At 44.8% G+C, this 6,185-nt stretch carries 3 protein-coding genes; all 3 read right to left on the bottom strand.

The annotated features are described in order from the left end of the window. Positions 1-1,603: DUF4118 domain-containing protein (locus tag VN429_RS04085; RefSeq protein WP_325630074.1), on the bottom strand; the 1,603-nt coding region annotated here is incomplete at its 3' end. Positions 1,604-1,607: 4 nt separating this feature from the next. After that, positions 1,608-3,713, bottom strand: a complete 2,106-nt coding sequence (gene kdpB, locus VN429_RS04080) for a potassium-transporting ATPase subunit KdpB (RefSeq protein WP_325630072.1) — start codon at positions 3,711-3,713, stop codon at positions 1,608-1,610. Continuing rightward, complete coding sequence (gene kdpA / locus VN429_RS04075; RefSeq protein ID WP_325630070.1) at positions 3,706-6,120, bottom strand: potassium-transporting ATPase subunit KdpA; 2,415 nt, start codon at positions 6,118-6,120, stop codon at positions 3,706-3,708. Before kdpA ends, kdpB begins: the two co-directional genes overlap by 8 nt. Positions 6,121-6,185: the final 65 nt, after the last annotated feature.

The raw sequence follows: 6,185 nt of genomic DNA, 5'->3' as shown, positions 1-6,185 counted from the left end.
CAGCAGATATAACAGATTTAATATCAGATGCACCAGCCAGGGTTTTTGCAAGCCTATATAATGCAGCATTCTCTTCCTCCCTGTGATGTGCTGATTTTGCATAATCCTGAGCCTTTGAAATAAGAATACTAACCACTATACCGACCAGGATCATCCCAAAGAAGGTGATAAGATACTGGGTGTCAGAGACCCTGAAGGTATAATATGGTGGAACCAGGAAAAAATCAAACATCAGAACGCCGATGATTGATGTAAAGATTGCGAGATTAAGCCCCCGTCTGAATGCTGCAATAACAACAACCATCAGGTAAAACATGATGAGGTTTGTCTGTGAGATATAATTTTTTAGAAGTTCTCCGCAAATGGTTACGATACTCACAAGAACCAGACTTTCAAGATATTTTCCCGGTAGAGTTACTGGAAGGATAGATTCATCAGAGTATGAGATGCTTTCTTTGATCTTATCGCCACTGCTGATTACATATACATCGATATCTCCGCTTTTGTGGATCATCTGATCCACGATAGATCCGAATAAAAGTTCTTTCCATCTTGTTCTGAGGGTTTTTCCGATGACTATCCGTGTAATATTGTTCTTTTTTGCATACTCAATCAGGGTGTCGGGAATATTTAGTCCAAATATTGTTTCTGTCTTTCCGCCGAGACTTTCTGCAAGTTTAATAGTCTTCCAGATCTGTTCTCTGGACTTATCTGACAGACGATGATGCATCGGTGTTTCAACATATACTGCTCTCCAGTCTGTGTTAAGTCGATCTGCCTGTCGTTTTGTGGTTCTGACTAGTTTTTCTGAGAGGGGACTAGGCCCGATTGATACGAGAAGATGCTCTGAAGTTGCCCACGGCCCAGGAATAGACCGGGTCTGCATGTACTCTAACATCTGGTTATCAACACGGTCTGCAGTCTTGCGAAGGGAGAGCTCACGAAGTGCAAAGAGATTTCCTTCATTAAAGAACTGATCTATTGCACGAGAAGCCATATCAGGGACATAGACCTTACCTTCTGCAAGCCTTGACTGCAGTTCAGCTGGTGGAATGTCCATCAGTTCTATCTCATCAGCAAGATCTATTATTCTGTCAGGAACAGTTTCATGAACAATGATTGAGGTTATTTTGGCAACAACATCTCGTAAACTCTCAACATGTTGAATATTAAGAGTGGTATAAACATCAATTCCAGCTGCAAGGAGTTCTTCGACATCCTGGTATCGTTTTGTATGTCTGAATGTTGGAGGATTGGTGTGGGCCAGTTCGTCAACCAGAACAAGATCGGGATGTAATGCTAGAATAGCATCTGTATCCATCTCGTACAGGGTAGTTGATTTGTATTGAACTTCTACCCTGGCAATGATGGGAAGCCCATCCATTAAAGCATCAGTCTCTGATCTCCCATGCGTCTCAACATACCCGATTCTGACATCTATACCCTCAGCAAGGCGGTCATGTGCTGCTTTGAGCATACCATAGGTCTTTCCTACTCCTGCAGCATAACCGAGAAAAATTTTTAATTTTCCGGTTGTTTCCCTTTTTTCTTCTTTTTGAATTTGGGAGAGAAGGAGATCAGGATCAGGTCTGCCATCATCCATTGTGTTATCCCATGCCTGTCAGAACCAGAATGAGATCTATTATTTTTATTCCGATAAACGGAGCGATTACTCCGCCGAGTCCATAGATGAGGATATTATTTCGGAGTGCCTCATCAGCTGAAAGTGGTTTGTAGGTAACTCCCCGAAGAGCCAGGGGTATCAGAGCAACGATGATGAGGGCATTAAATATTACAGCCGAGAGAATTGCCTGATGGAGATCCATAATATTGAGAGCGGCAAGTGCAGGATACGTTCCCACAAATGCAGCAGGGATTATGGCAAAATATTTCGCGATATCATTTGCAATGCTGAAGGTTGTCAGAGAACCCCGGGTCATGAGGAGTTGTTTTCCAATCTCCACAATCTCGATTAGTTTTGTCGGGTTACTGTCAAGGTCAACCATATTGGCAGCTTCCCGTGCTGGCTGAGTGCCGGTATTCATTGCAACTGCCACATCTGCCTGTGCAAGAGCCGGAGCATCATTGGTTCCGTCCCCGGTCATGGCAACAAGGCGTCCCCCGTTCTGATACTCACGAATGAGGTGCAGTTTACTTTCAGGTGTAGCTTCTGCAAGGAAATCATCGACACCTGCTTCGGCAGCAATTGTTGCAGCCGTTAGCCGGTTATCCCCGGTGATCATGATGGTCTTGATTCCCATATGCCGAAGCTGGGCAAACCGTTCTTTGATTCCTCCTTTTACAATATCTTTCAGATAAATGACACCGAGTGCTTTCCCATTTTTTGTCACTACCAGCGGTGTTCCCCCGGCCCGTGATATCGCATCCACCTTTGAGATAAGTTCATCAGAGACCGAACTGCCTTTCTCTTTCATATATGCATACACGGCTTCGGCAGCTCCTTTCCTGATTTCATTACCGTTGATATCAACCCCGCTCATCCGTGTTTGACTTGAGAAGGGTATAAATTTCATTTCAGGCGAATCGTCATGAGCACCAACAGTTCTTCCCCGAAGCCCATATTGGTTTTTTACCAGGACTACGATGCTCCGACCTTCAGGTGTTTCATCAGCCAGAGAAGCCAGTTGTGCGATTTCAGCGAGGTCTGATAGATCAGTTCCATCTACAGCAATGAATTCTACCGCTTCACGATTTCCAAGGGTGATCGTTCCAGTTTTATCGAGAAGCAATACATCTACGTCTCCGGCAGCTTCAATCGCCCGACCGGAAGTGGTGATTACATTTCTTCTGATGAGCCGGTCCATTCCTGCAATTCCGATGGCGCTGAGAAGACCACCGATGGTAGTCGGAGCCAGACATACCAGCAGGGCAATCAGGATTGTTGCACTGACTACTGTACCGGTTCCGGCAGCCCTCACACTGTAAAGAGAGAATGCATACAGCGTTGCACAGACACAGATGAATATAACAGTCAGACTGATGAGAAGGATATTGAGAGCAATTTCATTTGGTGTCCTCTGGCGTTTCGCTCCTTCTATCAGGGATATCATCTTGTCAAGAAATCCTTCGCCAGGATTTGCTGTCACTCTGACAATCAACCAGTCTGAAAGAATTGTTGTGCCACCTGTGACTGCACTCCTATCGCCTCCTGCTTCCCTGATTACCGGTGCACTCTCTCCGGTAATTGCACTTTCATTTACTGATGCAATACCCTGGACGATTTCACCATCAACAGGAATGAGATCTCCTGCTGCAACAAAAAACAGATCATCTTTGTGTAGTTTGCTTGAGGATATCTCGTCAATAATTTCATTTTCCGGAGGAGTAGTCTGCCCTAGTTTATATTGAGTTGGGAGACGTTTTGCAACAGTGTCCTGCCTCATCTGACGTAATGCCTGTGCCTGAGCTTTTCCTCTTCCTTCTGCCAGAGCTTCAGCGAAGTTTGCAAAGAGAACAGTAAACCAGAGCCAGATTGAGATCAAACCGATAAACAAGGCTGATTCATCACTGAATTTCATCACAGCCATGAGCCAGAATATCGTCGTTAAAGCACTTCCGATCTCAACAACGAACATGACTGTGTTTTTGACCATGAGACGGGGATCGAGTTTTATAAACGACTCCTGTATGGCCCTTATATAGAGATCACGGGAAGACGATGTATTTCGTTTCTGGTAACCTGTTTCAGACATGCATCATCCCTCCCTGTACCAGAAATTCTGCTATCGGCCCGAGAGCCAGGGCAGGAAGGAAACTGAGAACTCCAATACTGACTATGACAAAAACGAGCCAGATAATAAAGAGAGGACGATGATCCTGAAGTGTTCCTCCTGATGGGGGGACTGTTTTCTTCTGCACAAAAGATCCCGCTAATGCAAGAAGGAGAATGAGCATCGGATATCTTCCTATTATCATCGTAAGAGCAAGAGCACTGTTGTAAAACAACGTGTTTGCACTGAGGCCTCCAAATGCACTCCCGTTATTTCCAACAGCCGATGAGAATGCATACAAAATCTCTGAAAATCCATGAGCCCCTGGATTAAAGATTGAAGAAGTTCCTGCAGTAGTCACCACAGCTATTGCAGTTCCCACGAGGATGGCGACTATTGGAATGAGAATGATGACAGCTGCAAGAGTCATTTCAGGTGGTTCAATCTTTTTTCCCAGATATTCCGGAGTCCTTCCTACCATCAGACCGGCGATAAACATGGCGATGATTACATACACGATCATCACACCAAGACCGGATCCAACTCCTCCAAAGACGATCTCTCCGAATTGGATCATCATAAGTGGAACCAAACCACCGAGAGGGGTGAATGAATCATGCATAGCGTTTACCGCACCACATGAGGTAGCAGTTGTGGCAACGGCAAAAAGGGCACTGTGAAGAACTCCGAAGCGTACTTCTTTCCCTTCCATGTTTCCACCTGGTTGAATAGCACTTGCTGTTTGATCGATACCAAGATGAGAAAGAAATGGATTAGTGCTCTGTTCTGCAGAGTAACAGAGGCCAACCAATGGGATGAAGATGATGACCATAGCGATGAGCAGTGCAATCCCCTTCTTTATCGATCCGATCATACTTCCAAATGTGTAGCATAAACCTGCCGGGATGATGAGAAGGGCGATAATTTCAAGAAGATCTGACAGAGGTGTTGGATTTTCATATGGGTGAGCTGAATTTGCATTAAAATATCCACCTCCATTAGTGCCAAGGAGCTTAATGGCAATCTGTGAGGCTGCAGGTCCCTGGGGAATAACCTGGGTCGAAGTGATGACTGATCCATTATCTGTTATGGGATCAAGGAGTTGAATCTCCACTGGAGCGTTGAAATTCTGAATTGTTCCCTGTGATACCAGGATAAGGGAGAAGATAATACTGAGAGGCAGCAGAATCCATACGCTTCTTATGAGAAGTACCCAGAAATTTCCAATAGTTCCTGTTTCTCTCCGGGAAAATCCATAAATCAAAGCCACGAGGACTGCCATTCCCGTAGCGGCAGAAAGAAAATTCTGCACTGTAAGGCCGAGCATCTGTGTCAGATAACTGAGAGTTGTTTCACCAGCATATGCCTGCCAGTTGGTGTTGGTAGCAAAGCTGACTGCGGTATTGAGGGAAAGATCCGTGGCAACAGGGCCAAGATTCAGAGGATTCAGTGGGAGATACTGTTGGATCTGCTGAAGAAGGAATACAACTATGATACCCAGAATATTGAAGATAATCAGGGCGATGGCAAATGTCTTGTAGTCCATCTCATCATCAGGTCTGATTCCGGCTTTGGCTAAAACCCAGGTTTCAGTATTTCTGAATAGTCGGAATACTCCTGATGATTCACCCTGATACATCAGTACCATGTATCTACCCACCGGAACTACCAGAGCAAAGAGCAGAATAAAAAAGATAGCGAACTGTATCCAGTCAGTTCCCCTGATGCCGAAGATGACTGGTGTTTTATCTGAAATTTTATCTGATGAAGAACTGATACTGCGATCTCCAGAATCTTGATATGAGTCCAATGCCTGGTTCAAAGCGAGAACATTGACCCTGCTCTCACCAAGTATACCATACTGAGGCCCTTGAATATGCTGGTTTACAAGTGCTGTTAGTTCCCGGGCTTCGATACCTCGTGCTTTTGCAACTCTTTGCATCTGGTAATACGCTGATGCAATACTGATATCAGGATCCAATCCACTCGCTGATGATGTTACGAGATCTACCGGAATAAGGGTGGCAGCATTGAGAGAGCTGACCTGCATATCCTGGACTGATGAGGTCATCCTTTCCAAATAGGCCGGATTAGTTGGACCATAATTTGAGCCTGATGACAAACTCGAATTGTATGAAGGTGAAGTAGCAGATGGACGTGACCAGAAATACTTCTCTGAAGTAAATGGCTGTCCGATCAGTGCTGATCCGGCATGATGGTCATGAAGATCATATAAACTCCCGCTAGCCTGCCACGGAAAGAATATCATGGCTAGTCCGGTTACCAAGAGAGGGTATATGATTCCGGTTATGATTGTAAGCAGTACAAAGATCGTGATGGCAGGTTTAATCTGCCTTAATATGTGGGGGTTTTTCAGATTGAGATACACTCAACTCAACTCATATCGAGATTTTTCTGCGACAATTATCGGTATTCTCGATCGTTAATAATAAG

Origin of the sequence: Methanospirillum sp. (genome assembly GCF_035560735.1) — an archaeon.
Lineage (GTDB): Archaea > Halobacteriota > Methanomicrobia > Methanomicrobiales > Methanospirillaceae > Methanospirillum.
The sequence above is the reverse complement of the archived record's forward strand: the minus strand, read 5'-3'. Positions and strand labels throughout refer to the sequence as shown.